The 22,555-nt window shown below is 73.9% G+C and carries 21 protein-coding genes; 9 read left to right on the forward strand and 12 right to left on the reverse strand.

The genetic code is table 11. The annotated features are described in order from the left end of the window. The first annotated feature begins 16 nt into the window (after positions 1–16). On the forward strand, positions 17–610 hold the full coding sequence (locus AB0C87_RS36400) for a TetR family transcriptional regulator (RefSeq protein ID WP_345186291.1): 594 nt from the start codon (positions 17–19) through the stop codon (positions 608–610). Between the two features lie 3 nt (positions 611–613). Here AB0C87_RS36400 and AB0C87_RS36405 read toward each other — a convergent pair whose 3' ends face one another. Beyond that, a complete protein-coding gene (locus AB0C87_RS36405; protein ID WP_360581494.1) occupies positions 614–2,047 on the reverse strand; it encodes an aldehyde dehydrogenase family protein in 1,434 nt (477 codons plus the stop codon). Positions 2,048–2,177: 130 nt separating this feature from the next. Here AB0C87_RS36405 and AB0C87_RS36410 point away from each other — a divergent pair, with 130 nt between their 5' ends. Then, on the forward strand, positions 2,178–3,359 hold the full coding sequence (locus AB0C87_RS36410) for an acyl-CoA dehydrogenase family protein (protein WP_345182188.1): 1,182 nt from the start codon (positions 2,178–2,180) through the stop codon (positions 3,357–3,359). A gap of 70 nt (positions 3,360–3,429) precedes the next feature. On the opposite strand, the gene AB0C87_RS36415 is transcribed toward AB0C87_RS36410, so the two are convergent. The 3 genes from AB0C87_RS36415 to AB0C87_RS36425 all read right to left on the reverse strand — a co-directional run bounded on the left by AB0C87_RS36415 (position 3,430) and on the right by AB0C87_RS36425 (position 6,011). After that, positions 3,430–4,221 carry an enoyl-CoA hydratase/isomerase family protein gene (locus AB0C87_RS36415; RefSeq protein ID WP_360581495.1) on the reverse strand — a complete coding sequence of 264 codons (792 nt, stop codon included), beginning with the start codon at positions 4,219–4,221 and terminating at the stop codon, positions 3,430–3,432. Next, positions 4,218–5,183, reverse strand: a complete 966-nt coding sequence (locus AB0C87_RS36420; protein WP_345182184.1) for an alpha/beta hydrolase — start codon at positions 5,181–5,183, stop codon at positions 4,218–4,220. Before AB0C87_RS36420 ends, AB0C87_RS36415 begins: the two co-directional genes overlap by 4 nt. A gap of 78 nt (positions 5,184–5,261) precedes the next feature. Continuing rightward, complete coding sequence (locus AB0C87_RS36425) at positions 5,262–6,011, reverse strand: gamma-glutamyl-gamma-aminobutyrate hydrolase family protein (protein ID WP_345182182.1); 750 nt, start codon at positions 6,009–6,011, stop codon at positions 5,262–5,264. A gap of 607 nt (positions 6,012–6,618) precedes the next feature. Between AB0C87_RS36425 and AB0C87_RS36430 the strand changes: the two genes are divergently transcribed. Further along, positions 6,619–7,674 (forward strand): globin domain-containing protein, encoded by a 1,056-nt coding sequence (locus tag AB0C87_RS36430; RefSeq protein WP_345182179.1) that lies wholly within the window; start codon positions 6,619–6,621, stop codon positions 7,672–7,674. 6 nt (positions 7,675–7,680) lie between these two features. Here the strand turns inward: AB0C87_RS36430 and AB0C87_RS36435 are convergent, their stop codons facing one another. After that, positions 7,681–8,481 carry a helix-turn-helix transcriptional regulator gene (locus AB0C87_RS36435; protein ID WP_345182190.1) on the reverse strand — a complete coding sequence of 267 codons (801 nt, stop codon included), beginning with the start codon at positions 8,479–8,481 and terminating at the stop codon, positions 7,681–7,683. A 121-nt stretch (positions 8,482–8,602) separates the two neighbouring features. Between AB0C87_RS36435 and AB0C87_RS36440 the strand changes: the two genes are divergently transcribed. Beyond that, complete coding sequence (locus tag AB0C87_RS36440; protein ID WP_345182177.1) at positions 8,603–9,007, forward strand: PaaI family thioesterase; 405 nt, start codon at positions 8,603–8,605, stop codon at positions 9,005–9,007. A gap of 18 nt (positions 9,008–9,025) precedes the next feature. Here the strand turns inward: AB0C87_RS36440 and AB0C87_RS36445 are convergent, their stop codons facing one another. Together AB0C87_RS36445 and thyX are read right to left on the reverse strand one after the other, a co-directional pair. After that, the gene (locus AB0C87_RS36445; RefSeq protein ID WP_345182175.1) at positions 9,026–9,748 is read right to left on the reverse strand and encodes a dienelactone hydrolase family protein; all 723 of its coding nucleotides are present in this window, start codon (positions 9,746–9,748) and stop codon (positions 9,026–9,028) included. 51 nt (positions 9,749–9,799) lie between these two features. Beyond that, positions 9,800–10,597, reverse strand: a complete 798-nt coding sequence (thyX, locus tag AB0C87_RS36450; protein WP_345182173.1) for an FAD-dependent thymidylate synthase — start codon at positions 10,595–10,597, stop codon at positions 9,800–9,802. A gap of 160 nt (positions 10,598–10,757) precedes the next feature. On the opposite strand from thyX, the gene AB0C87_RS36455 reads away from it, so the two are divergent. After that, on the forward strand, positions 10,758–12,818 hold the full coding sequence (locus tag AB0C87_RS36455) for a molybdopterin oxidoreductase family protein (protein WP_360581496.1): 2,061 nt from the start codon (positions 10,758–10,760) through the stop codon (positions 12,816–12,818). Between the two features lie 204 nt (positions 12,819–13,022). Continuing rightward, positions 13,023–14,276, forward strand: a complete 1,254-nt coding sequence (locus AB0C87_RS36460) for a DUF1266 domain-containing protein (RefSeq protein WP_353832313.1) — start codon at positions 13,023–13,025, stop codon at positions 14,274–14,276. 9 nt (positions 14,277–14,285) lie between these two features. Here AB0C87_RS36460 and add read toward each other — a convergent pair whose 3' ends face one another. Then, the gene (add, locus tag AB0C87_RS36465) at positions 14,286–15,311 is read right to left on the reverse strand and encodes an adenosine deaminase (protein ID WP_345182167.1); all 1,026 of its coding nucleotides are present in this window, start codon (positions 15,309–15,311) and stop codon (positions 14,286–14,288) included. A 100-nt stretch (positions 15,312–15,411) separates the two neighbouring features. Here add and AB0C87_RS36470 point away from each other — a divergent pair, with 100 nt between their 5' ends. Beyond that, positions 15,412–16,398 (forward strand): YafY family protein, encoded by a 987-nt coding sequence (locus tag AB0C87_RS36470; protein ID WP_345182165.1) that lies wholly within the window; start codon positions 15,412–15,414, stop codon positions 16,396–16,398. Here AB0C87_RS36470 and AB0C87_RS36475 read toward each other — a convergent pair. The 4 genes from AB0C87_RS36475 to AB0C87_RS36490 all read right to left on the reverse strand — a co-directional run bounded on the left by AB0C87_RS36475 (position 16,395) and on the right by AB0C87_RS36490 (position 20,320). After that, positions 16,395–16,799, reverse strand: a complete 405-nt coding sequence (locus AB0C87_RS36475; RefSeq protein ID WP_353832315.1) for a ChaB family protein — start codon at positions 16,797–16,799, stop codon at positions 16,395–16,397. The two genes, AB0C87_RS36470 and AB0C87_RS36475, sit on opposite strands and share 4 nt — an antisense overlap. Positions 16,800–16,875: 76 nt before the next feature. Beyond that, positions 16,876–17,793 carry an SDR family oxidoreductase gene (locus AB0C87_RS36480; RefSeq protein WP_360581497.1) on the reverse strand — a complete coding sequence of 306 codons (918 nt, stop codon included), beginning with the start codon at positions 17,791–17,793 and terminating at the stop codon, positions 16,876–16,878. A gap of 69 nt (positions 17,794–17,862) precedes the next feature. Then, positions 17,863–18,009 carry a GPGG-motif small membrane protein gene (locus tag AB0C87_RS36485; RefSeq protein ID WP_165959128.1) on the reverse strand — a complete coding sequence of 49 codons (147 nt, stop codon included), beginning with the start codon at positions 18,007–18,009 and terminating at the stop codon, positions 17,863–17,865. A gap of 148 nt (positions 18,010–18,157) precedes the next feature. Next, positions 18,158–20,320 (reverse strand): anthranilate synthase component I, encoded by a 2,163-nt coding sequence (locus tag AB0C87_RS36490; RefSeq protein WP_353832316.1) that lies wholly within the window; start codon positions 20,318–20,320, stop codon positions 18,158–18,160. Positions 20,321–20,653: 333 nt separating this feature from the next. Here AB0C87_RS36490 and AB0C87_RS36495 point away from each other — a divergent pair, with 333 nt between their 5' ends. Together AB0C87_RS36495 and mctP are read left to right on the forward strand one after the other, a co-directional pair. Then, on the forward strand, positions 20,654–20,905 hold the full coding sequence (locus AB0C87_RS36495) for a DUF3311 domain-containing protein (RefSeq protein WP_360581498.1): 252 nt from the start codon (positions 20,654–20,656) through the stop codon (positions 20,903–20,905). A 4-nt stretch (positions 20,906–20,909) separates the two neighbouring features. Next, positions 20,910–22,520, forward strand: a complete 1,611-nt coding sequence (mctP, locus tag AB0C87_RS36500) for a monocarboxylate uptake permease MctP (RefSeq protein ID WP_345182155.1) — start codon at positions 20,910–20,912, stop codon at positions 22,518–22,520. Positions 22,521–22,555 lie beyond the last annotated feature (35 nt).

Raw genomic sequence — 22,555 nt, forward strand, 5'->3', positions numbered from 1 at the left:
TGGAGGGCGACGACACATGGGCACCGCCGGCCGTTCCGTGCGCGAATCCCTGCTGGACGCCGCCGCGGACCTCCTGGTGGAGCGCGGCTACCGGGCCGTCCGGATGCGGGACGTCGCCTCCGCCGCCGGGGTGAGCCGGCAGACCGTCTACAACGAGTTCGGCGACAAGTGGGGGCTCGCGCAGGCGGTGGTGATCCGCGACAACGAGCGCTACCTCGACGGCATCGACGCCGTGCTGTCGGAGCACGCCGACGTCTACTCGGCGGTGGTCGCCGCGGTGACGTTCACGATGGAGACCTCCGCCGACGACCAGCTGAAGAAGGCGGTACTGACGGGCGCGGGCGGCGACGAGATGCTGCCGCTGCTCACCACGCAGGCCGAGCCGGTGCTGTTCGCGGCCAGCGCCCGCATCGCCGAGCACGCCCTGCGCCAGTGGCCGGATCTGGACCGCGCCGCGCTCACCGAGATCGCCGACGCGGCCGTGCGCCTGACGATGAGCCACATCATGCTCCCGTCCGGGCCCCCGGAGGCCTTCGCCCACTTCGTCGCCCGCATGGTGACCCGCTACCTGGCCGCCGCCGCGGGGCCGCGCGGAGCGGACGCCGGGTGAGGGTCAGGGGGCGGCGGCCTGGACGTGGACGACCTTGACGGCCGTCATCTCGTCCAGGAGCTCGGGGCCGTAGCCGAACCCGCGGCCGCTGGCGCGGCGCGGGGCGGCCGCGCCGCCCGGGGCGCCGCCGAACACCGCGTTGATCTTCACGGTGCCGGCCTCCAGCGTGCGCCAGGCGGCCTGGGCGTGCGCCATGTCGCGGGTGAGGACGGTGGCGGCGAGGCCGTAGCGGGAGCGGTTCGCGGCCTCCAGCGCCTGCTCGAACCCGGCCACGGTGCGGACGGGAGCGACGGGGCCGAAGGTCTCCTCCGCCATGACCGCCATGTGGTCGGCGCAGCCGGCCAGGACGGTCGCCGGGTAGAAGCAGCCGGGGCCCTCGGGCAGGCGGGCGCCGGCCAGCGCCCGGGCCCCGTCCGCGAGGGCCTTCTCCACCTGCTGGTGGACCTGGGTGCGGTGGCGCTCGTCGACGAGGGGCCCGAGCTCGGTGGACGGGTCGGCGCCCGGCCCCGTGCGCAGGGCCCGGGCGCGGGCGGCGAGCGCGTCCAGGAACGGCTCGGCGACGGCCTCGTGCACGTAGACGCGCTCGACCGAGGTGCAGATCTGCCCGGCGTTGGCGAAGCACCCGAGCGCGGCCTGCCCGGCGGCCCAGGACGGGTCGACGCCCGCGTCCACGATCAGCGGGTCGGCGCCGCCGTTCTCCAGGACGGTCCTCGCCCCGGTCCGCGCGGCCAGCTCGGCGATGCGGCGGCCGGCGCGGGTGGAGCCGACGTGCGCGACGACGTCCGCCCCCGCGTGCCCGGCGAGGGCCTCGCCGACCGCGCCGCCGCCCGCGACCACGTTCAGGACCCCGTCCGGCAGGGACCCGGCGATCAGCTCGGCGAGCATCGCGCCGGTGTGGGGCGTGCGCTCGGAGGGCTTGTGGACCACCGTGTTGCCCGTCGCCACGGCCGCGCCGACCAGGCCGCACGCGATCGCGACCGGATCGTTCCACGGCGTGATGGCGGCGACGACGCCCCACGGCTCGCGGACCATGAAGTCGGCGGCGTCCCGTCCGCCCTGGAGGCTGCGCCCGCCGTGCAGCGGACCCAGCTCGGCGTACTGGCGCAAGGTGCCGATCCCGGCCTCCACGCCGCCGAGCGCGTCACCGGTCGGCTTGCCCATCTCCGCGGTCACCAGGGCGGCCAGCTCGTCCATGCGCTCCTCGACCGCGCGCGCCGCCGCGTGCAGCGCCGCGCCCCGATCGGCCGCCGGCGTCGCCGCCCAGCCGGGCGCGGCGGCGCGGGCCGCCGCCACGGCCGCGTCCACGTCCGCCGCCGAGGAGGCGGCCACCACCCCGAGCGGCTCACCGGTCGCCGGATCGGTCACCGTGAACGTCTCGTCCCCGGTCCCCTGGCTCCACCGTCCGCCGGCCAGCATCCACCTGTCGCGCGGCCGCATGGTCTCCCCTTCCGTGTCGGCTCCCGGTGTCGCCTACCCGGCACGGGGCGCTTCAGACCCACCCCGCGTCAGTGAACACTTACTCGCGTCGGCTACCGTGGGCCCAGGCGAGAACGTGCGAGGAGGCGCGATGGACTTCGACCTGCCGGAGGGCGCGGCCGCGGTGCGCGAGGGCGTGCTGGCGGTCGCCGGGAAGTACGACCAGGACTACTGGGGCCGGTGCGACGCGGACAAGCGCTGGCCGGAGGAGGTCTGGCGGGAGCTGGTCGACGGCGGCTGGCACAGCCTGGCGATCCCCGAGGAGTACGGCGGCGGGGGCCAGGGCCTGCTGGAGCTGGCGGTGGCCCTGGAGGCCCTCGCCGAGGGCGGCGCGGGCGGCGCCGCGTCCTTCATGTACCTGCTGACGCCCGCGTTCGGCGGCCTGACCATCGCCCGGCACGGCACCGCCGAGCAGAAGCGCGAACTCCTGCCGAGGATCGCCTCCGGCGAGATCGAGACGTGCTTCGCGATCACCGAGCCGGACGCGGGCAGCAACGCCATCGCCATCTCCACCCAGGCGCGCCGCGACGGCGACTCCTTCGTCGTCAGCGGCCAGAAGATCTGGATCTCCGGCGTCGAGCGCGCCGACCTCCTCGTGCTGGTCACCCGGACGATCCCGGCCGCGCAGGCACGCCCCCGCACCGCGGGTTTCACCGTCCTGCTGGTGGACGTCAAGGAGGCCGTGGCCGAGGGCACGCTGACCTACCGGCCGATCCCGAAGCTCGGCACCAACACCGTCGCCTCCAGCATGGTCTTCCTGGACGGAGTGCGCGTGCCCGCCGACCGGGTCCTCGGCGAGCCCGACGAGGGCTTCGCCGTGCTGTGGGACATCCTCAACCCCGAGCGGATCCTGGCCGCCGCGGGCGGCGTCGGGTCCGGCGGCCTGGTGCTGCGGATCGCCTGCGAGTACGCCGGCGAGCGCGCCCCCTTCGGCACGCCGATCGGGGCGAACCAGGCCGTCGCGTTCCCGCTCGCGCGGATCAAGGCGCAGCTGGAGCTGGCCCGGCTGATGACCTACAAGGCCGCCTGGCTGTGGGACCGCGGCCGGCCCTGCGGCTCGGAGGCCAACATCGCCAAGCTCACCGCGGCGGACGCGGCCTGGCAGGCGGCCGACCGGGCGTTCCAGACCTACGGCGGCATGGCGTACTCCCTGGAGTACCCGGTCGCCCGGATGTTCCGGGACGCTCGCATCGCGAAGAACATCCCGGTCGCCGAGGAACTCGTCCTCGCCCACATCGCCCAGCACGAGCTGGGACTCCCCAAGTCGTACTGACCCGTCCTCATGCCCCGAGCCGCGCGGGCGCGGCCCGGGCCACGGGACGCACGGAGGCGGGGGACGCGCCTCAGCCGAAGCGGGGCGGGCGCTTCTCCCGGATCGCCGCGACGCCCTCGCGCACGTCCGGGCCGGTGAACCCGAAGAACTCCATCGCCAGGGAGGCGTCGAACGTCGGCCCCGCGAGGCGCAGCCAGTTGTTCAGCGCGTGCTTGGTGAACGACAGCGCCTCGGCGGGCCCGGCGGCGAGGCGTCCGGCGATCTCCAGCGCGCGCTCGTGCACGTGCGCGTCGTCCACGCACAGCGAGACCAGGCCGATCCGCTCGGCCTCCTCGCCGGTGAGGACGTCGTTGAGCAGCAGGTAGTACTTGGCCTTCGCGAGCCCGCACAGCAGCGGCCACACGATCGCCGCGTGGTCGCCTGCCGCGACGCCCAGCCGCGTGTGCCCGTCGATGATCTTCGCGGTGCGGCCCGCGACGGACACGTCGGCCAGCAGCGCGACGGCGAGACCGGCGCCCACCGCCGGGCCCTGCACGGCGCTGACCACCGGCTTGGAGCAGTTCAGGACGTTCATCACGATGTCGCGGGCCTCGCGCATGATCCGGCGGCGAGCGGCGTGGTCGGTCATCATCTCCTCGATCATGGCGAGGTCGCCGCCGGCGGAGAACGCCGTGCCCTCCCCCCGCACGAGCACCGCGCGGACGTCGTCGTCGGCGTCGGTGTCCCGCCAGATCTCCGCCAGCTCGCGGTGCCCGGTGGTGTCGACCGCGTTCAGCTTGCCCGGTGTGCTGATCGTGACCCGCAGCACCCCGTCCGCCGCCCAGTCGATCTTCAGCCGCTCGTACGCGTCGTACCGCGTCATGCCGCACTCCCCTGCCGCGAGTGGTCGTCGAATGCCGCGCGCAATCGTCGCACAGCGAACTCCACCGCCTCGGCGCCGGCGTCGAAGATCTCGGGCAGCAGGAAGAAGGAGTGCACGACGCCGTCGTAGCGGCGCAGCTCCACCGGCACGCCGGCCTCGGCGAGCCGCCGCGCGTAGGCCTCCGCCTCGTCGCGCAGGATGTCGCACTCGGCGGTGATCACGGTGGCGGGCGCGGCGCCGGCCAGGTCCGCGGCGCGCAGCGGGGCCAGCCGGGGATCGGCCGGGTCGGCTCCGTCCCGGTAGAGCTCCATGAACCGGGCGAGCGACCCGGCGTCCAGCCCGTAGCCCGTCCCGTACTCCCGCCAGCTCGGGGTGTCCCTCGCCGTGTCGGTCACCGGGTAGACGAGCAGCTGGTGGGCGAGGGCGACCCCGGCGTCCCTGGCCAGCAGCGCGGCGGCCGCGGCGAGGTTGCCGCCCGCGCTGTCGCCGGCGACCGCCACGGCCCCCTCCAGCACGCCGTACCGGCCGGGCTCGCGCGCCACCGAGGACACCACGGCCCAGGCGTCGTCCACCGCCGCGGGGAACGGGTGCTCGGGGGCCAGCCGGTAGCCGACGTTCAGCACGACGCACCCCGCCGCGGCCGCCAGGTCGCGGCAGAAGGCGTCCACGTTGTCGACGCCGCCGAGCACCCATCCCCCGCCGTGCAGGTACACGACGGCCGGCAGCGGCCCTCGCTCGGGCGGCGCGGGGCGGTACAGGCGCACCGGCACGGAGCCACCGGGGCCGGGCACCTCGACGTCGCGGACCCGCGGAAGCTCGCGCCGCACGACCGGGAAGGCCGCGCCGATCCGCTCCCGCATCTGCTCGATCGTGGGCTCGGCGGGCCCGTCCCGCCCCGGGGGCACGGCGGTCCACGAGGCGAGCTGCTCCAGGAAGCTCACGGTCTGCGGGTGCAGGGGCATGCGGCGGCCTCCGGTGGGGGGACATCGGCGGAAATCCACCCCTCGGCCTGCCCGGTGGCCGGGCCCCCAATCCCCGCGTCAGCGTCCGGCGGCTTCGGCGACGAGGGCCTCGAAGAGCCGCCTGTCGTCGCTCTCCTCGGGGTGCCACTGGACCGCGACGCCGAAACGGTGGCCCTGGAGTTCCACGGCCTCCACCACCTGGTCCTCGGCCCACGCGACGGCGGTCAGGCCCTTGCCGAGCCGGCTCACCGCCTGATGGTGGTAGGTGGGGACGTCGGAGGAGGCCCCGAGGATCCTGCCGATCCGGCTCCCCTCGCCGGTCCGCACCCGGTGCGAGCCGAGCACCCCGGCGGCGGGGGCGTGCCCCCGGTGGCCCACCGCCTCCGGCAGGTGCTGGACGAGGGCGCCGCCGCGCGCGACGTTCAGCACCTGCATTCCCCGGCAGATCGCCAGGAACGGCAGGTCGGCGTCGACGACGGCACGGACGAGGGCCAGCTCGAACCGGTCGCGCTGCGGCTGCGGCGGCCCGGTCTCGGGATGCCGGGCGGCGCCGTACAGCTCCGGGTCGACGTCGCCGCCCCCCGCAAGGACGACGCCGTCCAGCCGCGAGACCAGGGTGTCCAGTCCGCGCAGGGTCGCGGCCGGGGGCAGCAGGACCGGGACCCCGCCGGCCCGCTCGACCGAGCGCGCGTACGGCACGGGAAGCAGCGCGGCCTCGCGCACCCAGAACCCCCAGCGGGCCGGCTCCTGGTAGGTGGTGATGCCGATGAGCGGCGGCCCGCCCTCACCGGCCCGCGGGTGCGGCGCTCCGCGCACGGCTCCTGACATGCGTGTCTCCCCCCTGTGCTGGACCCCGGCCCCGGGGCGGCCGCCGACACGGGCGATCGGCCGGCCGCACGTCACCGTGCGCCGCCCGCACCCCTCGCGCCGTCCGCCCCCCGGCCCTCCTCGGGTCAGCTTGCCGCACGGCACGCGGCTCCGCCGTCGGAAGTGGCGAGATCGGCGCATCGCGATGCCGGGGCGGTGGCCTGCCGCGGGGCGCCTCGCGGCGGAAACACCGAAGAATTCGGAAATCTTCTTCCCTGATGCAGGTTCTTCCTCCCCTTCCGGACGGTTCTTCCGAAACGTTCGCGCCCCGATCGGATACCGATCAGTATGCGTTGACCGATTCACTTACCGTCGGTCACGGGGAATTGACGAACAATTACAATGAGTAGCGAAGGCGACCCTCTGTGGCGGCAATCGATTGAACACCTGCGGGGATGGGTGAGAGAATCTCAGCAACTCGGGCAGCAAGGACGGCCGGATCCTCCGTCGGCCCTGCCGCCCGACCGCCGAAAACAGCCCGCTGGGGAGGCGAGCCGACCGAATGGCACCGGAAACTCGCGTTATCAAAGAATGCTTCGCACGGCTTGAGGCCGACCCGGCGGGCGCCATGAGCTATTTCTACGGCCGCCTTTTCGCGGCGCGGCCGCGGCTGCGGACCCTGTTCCCGCCCGCGATGGGCGCCCAGCACGACCGGTTCTTCCAGGCGCTCGGCCGGATCGTGTGGAGCCAGGACAACCCCGAGGAGCTCGCCCGCCACCTTGAGGGCCTCGGCCGCGGCCACCGCAAGTACGGGGTCCTGCGCGAGCACTATCCGGCCGTCGAGGAGGCCCTGACCGCGACGCTGCGCGCCTTCGCCGCCGACGTCTGGACGGCCGAGACCGAGGCGGCCTGGCGCGCCGCCTACCGCGCCGCGGCCGACGCCATGGCCGCCGCGGCGGAGCGGGACGCCGCGAGCGCCCCGCCGTGGTGGGTCGCCGAGGTCGTGCGGCACGAGCGCCGCGCCTTCGACCTCGCCGTCCTCACGCTGCGCCCCGAGCGCCCCCTGCCGTTCGCGCCCGGGCAGCACGTGAGCGTCCAGACCGCCCGCTGGCCGCGGATCTGGCGGCCGTACTCGATCGCGAACGCGCCCCGCCGGGACGGGACGATCTGCCTGCACGTCCGGGCCCGTCCCGCCGGGTGGGTGAGCGGCGCGCTGGTCCGGCACACCGGTCCGGGCGACAGCGTGCTGCTGGGCCCGCCGGACGGCGCGATGACCCTCGACCCGGACTCGGGCCGCCCGCTCCTGCTGATCGGCGGCGGCACCGGCCTGGCCCCCGTGAAGGCGCTGGCCGAGCAGGCCCTCGCCTCCGACCCGGGCCGCGACGTCCTGCTCGTCGCCGCGGCCCGCACGGAGAGCGCCCTGTACGACCTCCCCGAGCTGCGGCACCTGGAGTCGGCCCACGCCCGGCTCCAGGTCGTCCCCGTCGTGTCACGCGAACCCGCCGCCGGTGTCCTCGCCGGCCGCGTGCCGGACGTCCTTCCCCAGCTCGTGGACGGCGCCGCCGGCCACGACGCCTACGTGGCCGGACCCGCCCCGCTCGTCCGCGCGACGGTCGCCGCCCTGCAGCGGCTCGGCGCTCCGCTGACGCGCGTCCACCACGACCTGCTCACGGCCGGGGACTGAGGCGCGTCACCAGCCGGCGCGCTCCCGCAGGAACTCGGTCGTCTTCGCGTCCGCCGGGTAGAACGACTCGATCGCCAGTTCCGCCACCGTGATGTCGACCGGCGTCCCGAAGGTCGCGATCGTGCTGAAGAACGACAGTTCCCGGCCCTCCACCCGCATCCGCAGCGGAACGAAGACCTCGTGGCTCGCGGGCGGGGCGATCGCCTCCCCCACGTCGCCGGGGAAGCTCCGCAGCTCCTTGTGCAGCTGGGCGAGCGCCGCGTCCGCGGTCAGCGCCACATGCCGCCGGACGCGGTCGATCATGTGGGCGCGCCACTCCGCCAGGTTCAGGATGTTCCTGGCCATCCCGTCCGGATGCATGCTGAGCCGCAGCACGTTCAGCGGCGGCTCCAGCAGTTCCGGCGGCGCGCCCTCCATGAAGAACGCGGCCGCGCCGTTGGCGTCGATCAGGTTCCAGAACCGGTCCACGACCACCGCCGGATAGGGCTCGTGGCCCTCCAGCACCTGCCGGAGCGCCGCCCGGACCGTGTCCATCTTCGGCTCTTCGATCGGCGTCTCGTCGAACACCGGCGCGTACCCGGCCGACACCAGCAGCAGGTTGCGGTCGCGCAGCGGCACGTCCAGGTGCTCGGCGAGCCGCAGCACCATCTCGCGGCTCGGCGCCGAGCGCCCCGTCTCCACGAAGCTGAGGTGCCGCGTCGACACGTCCGCCTCCGACGCCAGCTCCAGCTGGCTCAGCCTGCGCCGCTGCCGCCACGCCCGGAGCTGGTCCCCGATCGGCCGCACGTCGCTCAGTCCCGTCGTCATCGTCGTCACGCCACGACGGTAGCGGCACCCGGGTCAGGCTCACGATTACGTGCGGGGTAATGGACGCCCTGACGCCCGGACGGCGAGGGTGGGGCCTTCGACACCCGCCGCAGGAGGCCTCATGACGACCGGGCTCACCCCCGACCAGCTGACCGACGCCATGCCGTTCGCCCGCGCGCTCGGCATGGAGATCGACACCGCCGGGCCGGAGGAGGTCGCCGGCCACCTGGACTGGGCCCCCGACCGGTGCACCGCCGGCGGACTCATGCACGGCGGCGCCCTCATGGCCCTGGCCGACACGCTCGGCGCGGCGTGCGCGTTCCTCAACCTCCCGCCGGACACCTCCACCTCGACGCTGGAGTCCAAGACCAACTTCTTCCGCGGGGTCAGGGAGGGGCGCGTCCGGGGCGTCTCCCGCCCGCTGCACACCGGCCGGACCTCGATCGTCGTCCAGACCGACCTGTACGACGAGTCCGGGCGCCGTGTCGCCCAGGTGACCCAGACCCAGGCCGTGCTCCGCTTCTGAGCTGCCGGCCGAGCACCTTTACATTGTAGATTTTTTAGAGAGGTGCTCGGCGAAGAAGGCGAGGATGCGGTCCCAGCCGTCCGGGGCGTTCTCGCGGCCCTTCCCGAAGCCCATGACGATCTTCGCGATCGGGCCCAACGGGGGCGGCGGCGTGAGGCCGGTGAGGAACCCGTGCCCGGTGCCCGGGTACTCCTTCACGTCGTGCGGCACACCTGCGGCCGTAAGGGCGCGCTCCAGCCTGCCGGCAGCCCCCCGCAGCGACGGGTCGGCGGCGCCGTAGCTGCCGACGATCGGGCACGCGCCCCGCAGGGACTCCTCCGGCCGGCGCGGCAGGATCCCGTAGTTGGCCGCGGCGGCCTGGAAGTCGTACTTCGCCGCCGCGACCAGCGCGAACCCGCCGCCCATGCAGAACCCGCAGACCCCGACGCCGCCGGTGCAGTCGTCCCGGCCGGCAAGCCATGCGCGGGCCGCCTCGATATGGTCGTAGGTCGGCCCGCGCTGGGCCCGCATGTCGCGCATCGCCTTGGCGACGCAGCGCACCCAGGGCGCCCCGTTGTAGAGGTCGGGCAGGACGGCGAGGTACCCGTGGGCGGCGAACCGGTCTGCCTGGGCGCGCATGTCGTCGTTCGCGCCCATCGCCTCGAACACGATCACGACGCCCGGCCAGGGCCCCTCCCCCTCGGGGACGGCGAGGTAGCCCGGAAGCGCGCGGTCGCCTACCGGAATGGAGATGTCAGACATAGCGTCCAATAATTCCCCAGGCGAGCCCGCGCGCCTAGACCCCGCGGAGGATCAGACCTTGCGCCACTGCGGCACCCACGCGCCGTCCTCGACGACGTAGTCGCCGAACAGGTCCGGAGCCTCGGTGCGCATCACCTCGCCGATCTTGCCGAAGAGCAGCCGGATCTCCTCCTCGGCGCCGGGCGCGGTGCGGTTCTCCAAGGTGTGGCGCAGGGTGCGGACGTTGGCCGTCCAGACCAGGCCGGTGCCGACGCCCTCGGGCGCGAACCGGCGCATGAACGAGGTCTTGTGCTTCTTCTCCTTGAACGGCACGCCCTCGTCGTCCAGGCCGAAGTGCGCGGCCATCCAGCCCTGGAACTCCTCCATCTGCTCCAGCATGGCGGTGGCGCGCTTCATCAGCTCGGTGTCCTCGCGGGCCCACTCCGGGAACCAGAAGGGGATGTCCTGCAGCCGGACGAACCGCAGCGACTCCTGCGAGATGGCCACGCCCGGGCGGTGCCTGACGAGCTCGTGGGTCAGCACCCGGCTCACGTTGTGCAGGACGAAGCTGAAGCTGACGTGCTCCAGCACCGAGCCGTGCAGGCTGCGCAGGATGTTCTCCAGGTACTGGCCGGAGTCGGTGCGGATCTTGGTGACGTTGGGGTTGAGGCCCGGCTCCCAGGAGCGGTAGCAGAGCCGCCCCGCGAACTCGGCGAGGTTCTGCGGGTCGTTGAGCTCGTCGTCGAGCTCCCCGCGGTCGAGCCGCTCCAGCCAGCCCTCCCCGCCCACCTCCCGCAGGTACCGGGCGACCTCGTCGTAGTCCAGTTCGGGCCGCGCAACGAGGAACACCTCGGGCTCGACGCTCTTCACTCTCGTTCCCCCTACGGGTCGTTTCCGTCGCCCCTTAGGAAACCACCCCGCCACCCCGGCCGCGACCTGGGGCACGGCCTTCGGGGGCCATGAGCGTCCTGGATCACGCTCATGGGGTCGTGGCGCACACTGGAGAGGTTCGTCCAGCTAGGAGGGTTCTATGCCATCGGAACTGACAGTGCTGGGAGCCTGCCCGCTGGACTGCCCCGACGGCTGCTCCTGGGTCGTCACCGTGCGGGACGGGGCGGCGGTCCGGCTGCGCGGCAACCCCGACCACCCGTACACGCGCGGGGCGCTGTGCGCGAAGGTGAACCGGTGGCTGGAGCGCGCCGCCCAGCCGGACCGCATCCTGCACCCGATGCGCCGCGCGGGCGCCAAGGGCGAGGGGCGGTTCGAGCGCATCGGGTGGGACGAGGCGCTCGACGAGATCGCCGCGCGGCTGCAGGACGTCGCCCGGGAGCACGGCGGCGAGGCGATCTGGCCCTACTGGGGAACGGGCACGCTCGGCTACCTGCAGGGCCTCGAAGGGTATTCCGGCCGGCGGTTCTTCAACGTGCTCGGCGCCTCGGCCCACAGCGCCGACATCTGCTCGGCGGCGGGCAGCGCCGGGATGGCCGAGGCGGTCGGTTCGCCGGGCGGCATGGACCCCGAGGACCTGGCGCACGCCCGGCTCGTCCTGCTGTGGGGCACCAACCCGCTGACCAGCGGGCACCATGTGTGGAAGTTCGCCCAGGACGCGCGGAAGGCGGGCGCGCACCTGGTCGCGATCGACCCGGTGCGGACGCGGACGGCGCGGCAGGCGGACGAGCACCTGGCGCCGCTGCCCGGAACGGACGGGGCGCTCGCGCTCGGCCTGCTCCACGTCATCGTGGGGCTCGGCGCGCAGGACGCGGACTTCCTGGCCCGGGGCACGCTCGGATGGCGGGAGTTCCGCGACCGGATCGCCGAGTACCCCCCGGACCGGGCCGCGCGGATCACCGGCGTCCCGGCGGACCGCATCGTGGCGCTCGGCGAGCGGATCGCCCGCACCCGCCCCACCGCGATCCGCGCGACGCAGGGTCTCCAGCGGCACTCCGGCGGCGGGGCCGCGCTGCGGCTGATCGCCGCCATCCCCGCCGTGACCGGCGACTGGGCGAGGCGCGGCGGCGGGCTCGCGTTCTCCACGTCCGGCCACGTGAAGCTGGACAAGGCCGCGCTGTGGCGCGACGACCTGCGTCCCCGCCCGGTGCGGACGCTGTCGATGAGCCGCCTCGGCGAGGGGCTGCTGGACGTCCAGGACCCGCCCGTCAAGGCCCTGTTCGTCATCGCGGCCAATCCCGCGGGCAGCACCCCGCACCAGAACAAGGTGCGCCGGGGCCTGGCCCGCGACGACCTGTTCACCGTGGTCCTGGAGCAGTTCCCGACCGACACCGTGGACTACGCCGACATCGTCCTGCCCGCGACGGCGCAGCACGAGCACACCGACCTGCACGAGGGCTACGGTCACCTGTACCTCACCTGGAACGAGCCCGCGGTGGCGCCGCCCGGCGAGTGCCTGCCGACGACCGAGACCTTCCGCCGCCTGGCGCACCGGATGGGCCTGCGGGAACCGGCCCTCTACGACTCCGACGAGAGCCTCGCCGAACAACTGCTGGCGTCGGACCACCCGTGGATGGCGGGCGTCACGCTGGACCGGCTCCGCAAGGAGGGGTTCGTGCGCATGTCGGTCCCGGACCCGTTCCTGCCGTACGCCGACGGCTTCCCCACCCCGTCCGGGCGGTTCGAGTTCCGCTCGTCCGCCGCGGGGCTCGCCGGCTACGTCCCGCCCGCGGAGGTCGCCGACGAGGAGCGGGCCGGGAAGTACCCCCTCGCCCTGGTCTCGGCCGCGTCCCACGAGTTCCTCAACACCCAGTTCGCCAACAACCCGGAGTTGAGGCGCCGCTCGGGCGGTCTCGCCGTCCGCCTCCACGAGGACGACGCGCGGGCGCGGGGCCTGGTCGACGGGCAGCGCGTCGTGGTCGGCAACGAGCGGGGATCCTTCGAGGCCGTCCTGAAGATCACCGACGAGGTCCGCCCCGGCGTCGCGGCGACGGGCAAGGGCCACTGGGCCAAGCTCTCCGGCGGCTCCAACGCCAACGCCGTGGTCGACGAGCGCGCCACCGACCTCGGCGGCGGCCCCGTCTTCCACGACACCCGCGTGGAGGTCACCGCCCTGCCGGCGCCGCCGCCGCCGGCCGGGTGAGCGGGAGGCGGTACTCCGTGGACGACCGCCGCGAGACGGCGGCGTCAGCGGAGGCGGCCGGCGGTGTGGAGGTGGTCGAAGATGATCTGGTCGACCGGGGCCACGCGGGGCCGGTCGGCGGGCCCCATCCTGCCGGGCCGCGGCTTTCCGCGAGGGCGGGAAACGTGATCTTTGTGAGCGGTACGGTGTGGCCTGGAGGGATCGATGACGTTTCAGGCCGATACCGGCGCCGTGCTCGACCGCGCCAGGAGGTACGAGCGGCAGGGCCGGGCCGAGGAGGCCGCGGCCGCCTACGCGAACGCCGCCGACGCCATGGAGGCGCGCGGCGACCTGGCGTCCGCCGCCGCGGCGCGGGCGCGGTACGCGCGGGCGCTCGCCGCCGCGGGGAGGACCGGCGAGGCGCAGCGCGTCCTCGACGTCCTGGACCGGGCGGCCGGCGCGATGCCGGCCGAGGTCCGGGCCGGGCTGGACGCCCAGGCGGCGCACGTCCTGGCCGCCGCGGGCCGGACGGGCGAGGCCGCGCGCCGCGCCTGGGCCGCGATGTCGGGGTTCGGGTCGCTGCGCGACCCCAAGCGCGCCGGAGCCGCGGGCGCGCACGCCGCGCGGCTGATCCTGAAGGACGCGGGCCCGCGCGGCGCGCTGCGGCCGCTGCGCGAGCTGCTGGCGCAGATGCCGCCCGGCGGCGAGGCGTACCGGCAGGTCGCCCAGCTGCTCGCGGACGCCGAGCGGCGCCCCGACCGCGACCACGACGTCCTCGTCACCGACCCCGGCAGCGCCGCCTGGGGGCGGCTCGCCGCGGCCCTCGCCGTCGGCGCCCATCTGGCCGTCGGCAACGGTGTCGCCTGGAACAGCCTGGCCGACGACGAGAGCGCCCGCGACGACCGGGTGCTGCTGGAGCGCGACTGGGGCATCACCGGCACCGAGAGCTGGCGCGAGCAGATGGACGCGCTGCTCGACGCCCGCAACAGCGACCCGGCGATCCAGATGGTGCTCGACCGGCGCGGCCGGGGCACCGGCAAGCGGGCCTGGCAGGACGCGATCGTCGCCTGGTGCGGCGAGCGCGACATCTCCGAGCAGACCGTCCGGGAGGTCCTGGACCTCTCCGAGGCGGTCCTGCGCTACGAGGCGCGGTTCCGGGCGGACGGCCTGCTCCCGCCCGACGGCCGCGTCGAGAGCGTCTTCGGCTACGACCTCGGGCGCGCGGTGAACATGGCCCGCTGGGGCCTGAACGCCGGGTACTGCGACGCCGAGGAGGCCGAGAAGTGCGTCCTCACGGCGGGGCACCGCGCCCACCAGACGTACGCGTCGTGGCAGGAGTTCTCGGCCGGGTACGTCCTCGGCCGGATGCTGCGGTTCGACGAGGGCGAGTTCGGCGAATGGTACGAACGCTCCCTCACCGGCCACCGCATCCTCGCCGAGGACCCCGGCAGCCCGTGGCGGCGCATGGCCTGGGGCTGACCGTACGGCTCAGACCAGCGCGTCGATCTCGGCGGTGATCGCCTTGCGCCCCTCCTCGTCCAGCGAGGAGGCCGTCACGGCGTTGCGGGCCAGGGAGGCCAGCTCGGCGCGGCCGAGCCCGAACGCCTCGGCCGCGACGCGGTACTCGCCGGTGAGGGTCGTGTTGAACATCGGCGGGTCGTCGCTGTTCAGGGTGACGAACAGCCCCTCCTCCAGCATCCGCGGCAGGGGGTGGGCGCCGAGGTCCGCGACCTGGCCGGTGCAGACGTTTGAGGTCGGGCACACCTCCAGCGGCAGCTGGGTCTCGCGCAGGTGGGCGACGAGGCGGGGGTCGTCCAGGCAGTTGGTGCCGTGGCCGATGCGCTCGGCGCCGAGCCCCTCGACGGCCTCCCAGATCGTCTCCGGGCCGCTCATCTCCCCCGCGTGCGGGACGCTGCGCAGGCCGGCGGCGCGGGCGGCGGCGAACGCGTCGCGGAACGCGTCCCGGAACGGCGCGCGGGCCTGCTCGATGCCGCCGATCCCGAACCCGACGAGCGTCTCCGGCGGGTGGTGCAGCGCGTGGTCGAGGGTGCCGCGGGCGCCCTCGGCGCCGAACTCGCCGGGGATGTCGAAGATGTAGGCCAGGCCGAGGCCGAACCGGTCGCGGGCCTCGCGGGCGGCGAGGTCGAGCGCCTCGGTCACCGCGGGCATCGGCATCCCGGCCCGCTGGTGGGTGTAGGGCGTGACGGTCAGCTCGACGTACCGGACGTTCTGCGCGGCGAGGTCGCGGGCGATGCCGGAGACGAGCGTGCCGACGTCCTCCGGGGTGCGGACGAGGCTCGACACCGACTCGTACACCTCGGCGAAGTGCGGAAAGTCGCGGAACTCGTAGAAGGCGCGCAGCTCGCGCTCGTCGGCGGGGACGGGCCCGTCCGGGTGGCGGCGGGCGAGTTCGAGGACGGTCGGGACGGAGGCGGAGCCCACGAGGTGGACGTGGAGCTCGACCTTCGGGAGGGCGTCGATGAACGCCGCGATGCTCGTGTTGTCGGTAGGCACGCCGCGAAATTAACAGCGATCCGGCGTGCCGGGACAGGCGAACGCGGCGAACCTCCCACGAAATTGTCAGGAACCCTCCCCGTTCGGCAGGATGGGCACCGTGCGCGCCGCCCGACTGATCTCCGCCGTGCTCCTTCTGCAGTCCCGGGAGACGATGACCGCCGCCGAGCTGGCGCGCGAGCTGGAGGTGTCCGAGCGCACCGTCTACCGCGACATGGAGGCGCTGTCGGCGGCCGGGGTGCCGGTCTACGCCGACCAGGGGCGGGGCGGCGGGTACCGGCTGGTCGGCGGCTACCGGACGCGGCTCACCGGGCTCACCCGCGAGGAGGCCGAGGCGCTGTTCCTGTCCGGCCTGCCCGGCCCCGCCGGCGACATGGGGCGCGCGGACGCGCTCGCGGCCGCCGAGCTGAAGGTCCTCGCCGCGCTGCCGAAGGCCCTGCGCGACGCGCCCGCCCGCGCGAACCAGCGCTTCCACCTCGACGCGCCCGGCTGGTTCGGCGAGAGCGGGCCGCCGCCGCTACTGCGCGACCTCGCCCGCGCGGTGTGGGACGACGAGACCGTGGAGCTGCGCTACCGCCGCAAGGACTCCGAGGTCACCCGGACGGCCGAGCCGTACGGGCTCGTCCTGAAGAACGGCGTCTGGTACCTGGTCGCGCGGGCCGGGGGCGGGCACCGCACGTACCGGGTGGACCGCGTCGCCGCCGTGCGCCCCACCGGGGAGTTCTTCGAGCGCGACGAGGACTTCGACCTCGCCGGGCACTGGCGCGTGCAGGCGGCCGCCTTCGTGCGGTCGGTGCTGCGCGAGGAGGCCGTGGTGCGCCTGTCCCCGGCCGGCATGCGGATCCTGCGCTACGCCGTCGAGCCGTACGCCGCCCGCCAGGCGGCGGCCGCCGCGGGCGGGCCCGACGAGCGCGGATGGGTGGTGACCACGCTGCCCGTCGAGTCGGCGGCCGTCGCGGCGTCCGAGCTGATGCGGCTCGGAGCCGAGGTCGAGGTCCTCGCCCCGCCGGAGCTGCGGGAGCGGATGGCGGACGCGGCCGCCCGCCTGGCGGAGCTGTACCGGACGGCGGACCGGCCGCCCGGCTAGTCCTGCTTGCGCGCGATCGCCTCGGCGAGCTCCTCCTTGGTCATCTTCGAGCGGCCCTGGACGTCGAGGGCGGCGGCGCGGTCGTACAGCTCGCGCTTGCTGCTGCCCTCGACGTCCACCCCGCCGAAGCTCCTGCCCTTGCCGTGGCGCGCGTCGGGGTTCTTCGCCCGCGGGTCGGACGGCCCCTTGTGCCCCTTGGGGACCCACCGGTCCCCGCGCTTCTCGAACCTGTGCTTGAGCGCCGAGTACGCGGTGCGGTGCGCCCGCTCGCCCTCGCCGTAGGTCTCGACGGCGGAGTCGTGGGCCTTGGCGAAGGTCTCCTGGGCCTCCTTCGGGGAGCGCTGGAGCGTGCCGGGAAGCTCCTCCTTCCGCGGCTCGCCGCTCTTGTCCGTCATCGGCATGGCTCCTCCTTTCACGAGTCTCCACGCCGGATAACCGGTCAGCGCGCCCTCAAACCGGTACGGCGGGGCCCGCCGGCTACCGGTAGCCGGCGACGTCGGCGGGAAGGCCCCTGTCGATCACCTCGACGACGTAGCGCCAGGCGTCGGGGCGGCTGCCGTCGGCGTCGGTGAACCCGTAGACCTGGGCGAGCCCGCCGCTGGACAGCGACGCCCCGTTCCAGCGCGCCCGCTCGGGGTCGGCGGCCAGGGCCGCCACGGCGCGGCCCACGAAGGCCGGCGACTCGGAGATCGCGAAGTGCGGCGTCTTCCGGGTGGCGTCGCGCCAGGTCTCCTCGGTGACGCCGTAGTTGTCGAGCATCGCCTCCGAGCGCAGCCATCCCGGCGTCAGCGAGAGGGCCGTGGCGCCGTAGGGCGCGATCTCCTCGGACTGGGCGAGGGCCATCCGGAGGACGACGCACTTGGCGAGGTCGTAGAAGTAGCCGCACTCCTTGCGGTACGCCGCGTTGTACTCGGCGGTCCCGTCCGTGACCTCCACGACGAGGCCGCCCGGCCGGCGGATCAGCAGCGGCAGGGCGCAGTGGCTGGTGATGGCGTGGGTGTCGATGGCCAGCCTGAGCATGCGCAGGCCGTCGTCCAGGGACTGCTCCCACAGCGGTCTGCCGAACTCGAAGAGCCGGTCCCCGCCCCAGATGTCGTTGACGAGGACGTCCAGCCGCCCGTGCTCCTCGTCGATGCGGCGCACGAGGGCGGCGACCCGTGCCGGGTCGAGGTGGTCGACCTGGACGGCGACGCCCTCGCCGCCCGCGGCCGTGACCAGCTCGGCGGTCTCCTCGATGGTCTCGGGACGGTCCATCTCCGACCGGTGGGTCCGGGTGGACCGTCCCGTCACGTAGACGGTCGCGCCCGCGGCGCCGAGCTCGACGGCGATTCCCCGTCCCGCTCCGCGCGTGGCGCCCGCGACCAGTGCGATCTTTCCAGTCAGTGCACGACTCATGGGGACGATGCTGGCACCGAAACCTGACAGGTCACGTCAGGGTTTCGCCCCGGTCGGCCGGGTTTTCGGTCAGGTGAAGATGCTCACCCCGCCCGGGCCGACGAGGAGGCCGACGACGATGAGGACGATGCCCCAGAGGAGGTCGCGCCGCGCGAGGATCACGTAGATGCCGGCGATCACCAGGATGACCGCGATGAGCCACAGGATTGTCATCATGGACCCCGGCGTCCCCCCAGGGAGACCCAAGAAACCCCAATCTCTTTGCGGATGACCGAATTACCCGTTTTGTTACAGAGGGGGAAGGTCGAGCCGCCCCCTCCCCCTCCGCGCGACGACGGCGATCATCCGCGCCCCGACCGGGGCGTCAGCCCGCGGCGCGGCACAGGCGGAGGACGTTGGCGACGATGCGGTGCCCGGCGCCCCCGGCCGCGGTGAGGATCGACTCCGGGTGGAACTGCACGGCCCAGCGCCGCCGCGCCGGGTCCTCGATCGCCATGACGACGTCCCCGGTCAGCGCCGTGACCTGGAACCCCTTCACCCGGTCGGGCGTGGCGTGCAGCGAGTGGTAGCGGGCGGCGGTGAACTCCCCGGGCAGGCCCTCGAACAGGTCGCCCCCCTTCACCTCCACCCGGCCGGGCTTGCCGTGGGACGGCTCGGGCAGCAGCGACAGCTCGCCGCCGGCGTGCTCCACCATCGCCTGCAGCCCGAGGCACACGCCGAAGACCGGCAGCCTCCGGGCGTCCAGCTCGTCCAGGAGCGCGCGGGTGCCGAAGTCCTCCGGGCGTCCGGGGCCCGGCGACAGCACGACCAGGTCGGGCGCGTGCTCGTCCAGCAGCCGCAGCGGGAACCCGTGCCGCAGGGTCACCACGGAGGCGCCGTGCTGCCGGAAGTAGTCGGCGAGGGTGTTGACGAACGAGTCCTCATGGTCGACGAGCAGCACCCTGACGCCCTCGCCCGGCTGCGCGGGGAGCGGCGCCTCCTGCGGCACGACCCCGGCGCCCTTCCGCGCGGCGGCGAGCGCGCCCAGCAGGGCGCTGGCCTTCAGGTGCGTCTCGCGCTCCTCCTCGTCGGGGTCGGAGTCGTAGAGCAGCGTCGCCCCGGCCCGCACGGTCGCCACCCCGTCGCGGATCTGCGCGGTCCGCAGCGTCAGCCCGGTGTTCATCGAGCCGTCGAAGCCGACGCAGCCGACCGCGCCGCCGTACCAGCGGCGGGGCGAGTCCTCGTGGTCCTCGATGAACTGCATCGCCCACGCCTTCGGCGCGCCCGTGACCGTCACCGCCCACATGTGGGTGAGGAACGCGTCGAGCGCGTCGAAGCCCGGGCGCAGCCGCCCCTCGATGTGGTCGACGGTGTGGATGAGCCGGGAGTAGATCTCGATCTGCCGGCGGCCGAGGACGCGCACGCTGCCCGGCACGCAGATCCGGGACTTGTCGTTGCGGTCCACGTCGGTGCACATGGTCAGCTCGGACTCGTCCTTCGCCGAGGACAGGATCGTGCGGATCTGCTCGGCGTCCTCCAGCGGGTCGGCGCCGCGCCTGATCGTCCCGGCGATCGGGCAGGTCTCGACGCGGTCGCCGCTGACCCGGACGAACATCTCGGGCGACGCGCCGACCAGGAACTCGCCCTCGCCGAGGTTGAAAAGGAACTCGTACGGCGCCGGATTGGACTCCCGCAGCCGCTCGAAGAACGCCGCGGGCGCGTCGCAGCGCCCGTACATCGCGTGCCCCGGCGTCACCTCGAAAAGGTCGCCCCTGACGAACTTGTCCTTGGCGTCCCGCACCATCTGCGCGTACACGCCGGGGACGGGCTGCGCCGGGACGGCGGCCCGCCGCCGGACCGGCGTCGCCCCGGTGCCGCGCGGCAGCCCCGCGGTGCCCGACCCGTCGACCTCGAACTCGTAGGAGATCCGGTGCGAGGTCTCGCGCTTGCGGTCGACGACGACCATCTCGTCGGCCAGGTGCAGGACGAGGTCGCGCTGGTCGTCGGGGCGCTCCAGCCGCGTCCGCAGCGGCTCGAACTGCAGCGACAGGTCGTACCCGAACGCCCCGTACAGACCGAGGTGCGGGTCGTCGCAGCGGAACAGGTCGACGACCGCGCGCAGCGCGGTGAAGACGGTCGGCTGGCGGCTGCGCTCCTCTTCGGCGAAGAAGCCCTCGGCCGGCGGGACGAAGACCTCGAACAGGCCGGGCTCGTCGGTCCGCACCTCGCCGACCTCGCGCAGCGCGCCCGCCAGCGCGGGCAGGACGACCCGGCCGCGCCCGTTCAGGGAGCGGACGGCGACCGTCCGGCCGCGCGCGACGATCTCCAGGCAGGGATCGACGTAGGCCATGTGCCAGCGGCTGTAGCGGCCCGGGTACTCCATGCCGGAGCTGAGCACGCCGCCGCGCCGCTCCCCCACGGCGGCGACGAGGACGTTCAGCGCGTCGGACTTGCGCTCGGAGTCGACCGGGACGGCGGTACGGGTCACCCGTACGCCCCCGGCCGTGACGAACTCGCTGGTCAGCGGCTGTCGTGAGACGGTCTCCACCGCGGTGGCCCCTCATGTCGGGCCCCCACCGGGCGTCGCGAACAGGAAACGACCGCCGGTGAGGGCGGTCGCCTGGTCGTGAACACGCGCGAACCGGCACCGCCTCAGCGGCGCCACCACCACCGGGAGGCTGCGGTTCGCATGCGGCGAGGCTACCACGGGCGCACGGTTCCCCACCTGGCGCTTCCCGGCGTGGAGCGATCCACCGAAGTCGTGCCGCGGCCGATATCGGGCTGTGACCAGGGCGTGTGTAGGCTCGCCCGGCCGCACCCCCGGCACGGTCCCGTCGCGCGACCCGGGCGGACCGTGCGCGGGCCAGACGAGGAGGACCCCATGACTCCCGACGACTCCCGGGAACCGACTCCGACCCAGCCCCCGCCGCCGGACGCCGACCGCACCGACCGGAGCCCCTGGAACTGGCTCCTGGTCGTTCCCGTCGTGCTCCCGCTGCTCACGCTGCTCTACAACAGCGATGAGCCCCGCCTCGCGGGCTTCCCCGCCTTCTACTGGATCCAGCTGGCCTTCATCCCGCTGGGCGTCGCCTGCACCGTCCTCGTGTACCACATGACGAAGAAGCGGGGCTGAGCCGATGGCACGCGACCACCTCACCGAGATCATCATCTTCGCCGTCCTGTTCCTGCTGGTCAGCGGGATGGGCTTCGTCGCCGCCCGGTGGCGGCGGCCCGACTCCATGCACAGCCTGGACGAGTGGGGCCTCGGCGGCCGCAGCTTCGGCAGCTGGGTCACCTGGTTCCTGATCGGCGGCGACCTCTACACCGCCTACACGTTCGTGGCCGTCCCCGCCCTGGTGTTCGGCGCGGGCGCGGCCGGATTCTTCGCCGTCCCGTACACGATCGTCGTGTACCCGCTGGTGTTCCTGGTTCTGATCAAGCTCTGGTCGGTCTCGCACGTGCACGGCTTCGTGACGCCGGCCGACTTCGTCCGGGCCCGCTTCGGCTCCCCGACGCTGGCGCTCGTCATCGCGATCACCGGCATCGTCGCCACGATGCCCTACATCGCGCTGCAACTGGTCGGCATCGAGGCGGTGCTGAAGACGATGGGCGTGAACGGGCACTGGCCGATCATCATCGCGTTCGTGATCCTCGCGGCCTACACCTACCAGTCCGGGCTGCGCGCCCCCGCGCTGATCGCCTTCGTCAAGGACGTGCTGATCTACCTGGTCATCATCGTCGCGGTGCTGTACATCCCGGCGAAGCTCGGCGGCTGGGGCGACATCTTCGACGCGGCCAAGGCCAAGTTCGACAAGACCCCCGCGCCAGGAGACGGCATCACGATCGCCGGCAGCGGCCAGCTGAACTACGCGATGCTGGCGCTCGGCTCCGCGATGGCGCTGTTCCTGTACCCGCACAGCATCACCGGCGTGCTGGCCAGCAGGAACCGCAACGTGATCAAGCGGAACATGGCGGCGCTGCCCGCCTACAGCTTCGTGCTCGGCCTGATCGCGCTGCTCGGCTACATGGCCGTCGCGGCGGGCGTGAAGCCGGTCACCACGGACGGCAAGCCCGACACCAACACCGTGGTCCCGCAGCTGTTCGACCACATGTTCCCCGACTGGTTCGCCGGCGTGGCGTTCGCCGCCGTCGGCATCGGCGCGCTGGTCCCGGCGGCGATCATGTCGATCGCGGCGGCCAACCTGTTCACCCGCAACATCTACAAGGAGTACATCCGCCGCGACGCCGACGCCAGGGAGGAGGCGACCGTCAGCAAGCTGGTCTCGCTGATCGTCAAGGCCGGCGCGGTCGTGTGCATCCTCGCGCTCGACCCCGAGTTCTCCATCGACCTGCAGCTCATCGGCGGCGTCATCATCCTGCAGACGCTGCCGGCGGTGGGTCTCGGCCTCCTCACCCGCTGGTTCCACCGCGGCGCCCTCATCGCCGGCTGGGCCGCCGGCATGGCGGCCGGCCTGTGGATGCTGTACCGGATCCCGAACCCGGCGAAGGGCAAGGAGCACTTCGGCGGCTCGGCCTACCCGCTGAGCGACCTCGGCCTGGACACCAAGACGACGGTGTACGTCGGCATGCTGGCGCTCGCCGTCAACGTGGTCGTCGCGGTCGCCGGCACCCTGGTCTGCAGGGCCGCCAAGCTCGCGGACGGCGAGGACGCGACGCGCGCGGCCGACTACCTCGCCGACGAGGGCGACCCGCGGGTCAAGGATCTGGAGCTGGAGGCCAGCACCTGATCCGGCCCGGCCGGCCACCGGCGGCGCCGACCCGT

The sequence above is a fragment of the Actinomadura sp. NPDC048021 genome, from assembly GCF_040653135.1.
In the GTDB taxonomy this organism is placed as follows: domain Bacteria; phylum Actinomycetota; class Actinomycetes; order Streptosporangiales; family Streptosporangiaceae; genus Spirillospora; species Spirillospora verrucosospora.

Coding starts and splice junctions, on each gene's coding strand:
- AB0C87_RS36400 (WP_345186291.1), top strand. CDS start 17: ATGGGCACCGCCGGCCGTTCCGTGCGCGAATCCCTGCTGGACGCCGCC.
- AB0C87_RS36405 (WP_360581494.1), bottom strand. CDS start 2,047: ATGCGGCCGCGCGACAGGTGGATGCTGGCCGGCGGACGGTGGAGCCAG.
- AB0C87_RS36410 (WP_345182188.1), top strand. CDS start 2,178: ATGGACTTCGACCTGCCGGAGGGCGCGGCCGCGGTGCGCGAGGGCGTG.
- AB0C87_RS36415 (WP_360581495.1), bottom strand. CDS start 4,221: ATGACGCGGTACGACGCGTACGAGCGGCTGAAGATCGACTGGGCGGCG.
- AB0C87_RS36420 (WP_345182184.1), bottom strand. CDS start 5,183: ATGCCCCTGCACCCGCAGACCGTGAGCTTCCTGGAGCAGCTCGCCTCG.
- AB0C87_RS36425 (WP_345182182.1), bottom strand. CDS start 6,011: ATGTCAGGAGCCGTGCGCGGAGCGCCGCACCCGCGGGCCGGTGAGGGC.
- AB0C87_RS36430 (WP_345182179.1), top strand. CDS start 6,619: ATGAGCTATTTCTACGGCCGCCTTTTCGCGGCGCGGCCGCGGCTGCGG.
- AB0C87_RS36435 (WP_345182190.1), bottom strand. CDS start 8,481: ATGACGACGGGACTGAGCGACGTGCGGCCGATCGGGGACCAGCTCCGG.
- AB0C87_RS36440 (WP_345182177.1), top strand. CDS start 8,603: ATGACGACCGGGCTCACCCCCGACCAGCTGACCGACGCCATGCCGTTC.
- AB0C87_RS36445 (WP_345182175.1), bottom strand. CDS start 9,748: ATGTCTGACATCTCCATTCCGGTAGGCGACCGCGCGCTTCCGGGCTAC.
- AB0C87_RS36455 (WP_360581496.1), top strand. CDS start 10,758: ATGCCATCGGAACTGACAGTGCTGGGAGCCTGCCCGCTGGACTGCCCC.
- AB0C87_RS36460 (WP_353832313.1), top strand. CDS start 13,023: ATGACGTTTCAGGCCGATACCGGCGCCGTGCTCGACCGCGCCAGGAGG.
- AB0C87_RS36475 (WP_353832315.1), bottom strand. CDS start 16,799: ATGCCGATGACGGACAAGAGCGGCGAGCCGCGGAAGGAGGAGCTTCCC.
- AB0C87_RS36480 (WP_360581497.1), bottom strand. CDS start 17,793: ATGAGTCGTGCACTGACTGGAAAGATCGCACTGGTCGCGGGCGCCACG.
- AB0C87_RS36485 (WP_165959128.1), bottom strand. CDS start 18,009: ATGATGACAATCCTGTGGCTCATCGCGGTCATCCTGGTGATCGCCGGC.
- AB0C87_RS36495 (WP_360581498.1), top strand. CDS start 20,654: ATGACTCCCGACGACTCCCGGGAACCGACTCCGACCCAGCCCCCGCCG.
- mctP (WP_345182155.1), top strand. CDS start 20,910: ATGGCACGCGACCACCTCACCGAGATCATCATCTTCGCCGTCCTGTTC.